General features: G+C 66.5%; 2 protein-coding genes. Both read right to left on the bottom strand.

Features of this window, described 5'->3' with window-relative positions; genetic code table 11:
- Positions 1-220: zinc ribbon domain-containing protein (locus tag NBZ83_RS34720; protein ID WP_498041103.1), on the bottom strand; the 220-nt coding region annotated here is incomplete at its 3' end.
- A 234-nt stretch (positions 221-454) separates the two neighbouring features.
- The gene (locus NBZ83_RS34715) at positions 455-673 is read right to left on the bottom strand and encodes a helix-turn-helix domain-containing protein (RefSeq protein WP_498041102.1); all 219 of its coding nucleotides are present in this window, start codon (positions 671-673) and stop codon (positions 455-457) included.
- Between the last annotated feature and the right edge of the window lie 26 nt (positions 674-699).

Below are 699 nucleotides of genomic sequence, written 5' to 3'. Positions count from 1 at the left end.
CGGCGTGGTTCTCACGCGCCTCCCCATCCCGAATCCCGCAGGTGTTACAGGTCTGCGACGTCCACGCAGGGTTGATCTTCTCGCCCCGGCCGGGGGCTTTCTGTTCCAACCGGGCGACAAGCAACCCCCAGCCGTGAGCGAGAATGCCCCGGTTCAGCCCGGCTTTCTGCCGCACATGCCGGCCCGGCTCCTCGACCGTGCCACGGGCCGAACGGATCATGGTCCCGATCGGCAACGCCTCCACCCGAATACGGCCACACCGCAACCGCACCCACCCGCCCCTGGGAACACACACCCCGGACCAGCGACGGTCCACCCGCCGAACATCGGCGGGTTTCACCACGATGATCCGGAAACCCACCGACCGGCCGCGCCTCCGAAACGACGGCCTGCGATGCGAACCCCGGAAGAAGTTCGCCATTGCCGTCGCGAAATCACGCAACGCCTGCTACTGCTACTGAACGGTCTGCGGCCCGGCCGCCAGCCACGGACTGTCGCGCCGCGTCTTGGTCAACTGCCGGGACTGCTCGTGGTATCCCGGCGCCGGTCCACGGCGCGGATTCCACCACGACTGCTGTTCCACCGCAGGATTCCACACATACCGCGCATGCCCGCAATGGACTTCCATCACAGCCGCCCGCTCGACGGCCGGATAAAGCCGGTAACGGGACATGCCACAATTCTACGACAAGGACGTCA

This window comes from Frankia gtarii, assembly GCF_025403375.1.
Taxonomy (GTDB): Bacteria; Actinomycetota; Actinomycetes; order Frankiales; family Frankiaceae; genus Frankia; species Frankia gtarii.
The sequence above is the reverse complement of the archived record's forward strand: the minus strand, read 5'-3'. Positions and strand labels throughout refer to the sequence as shown.

Bases quoted from the DNA above. Each gene is read 5' to 3' on its own strand.
- NBZ83_RS34715 (WP_498041102.1), bottom strand. From the start codon at position 673: ATGTCCCGTTACCGGCTTTATCCGGCCGTCGAGCGGGCGGCTGTGATG.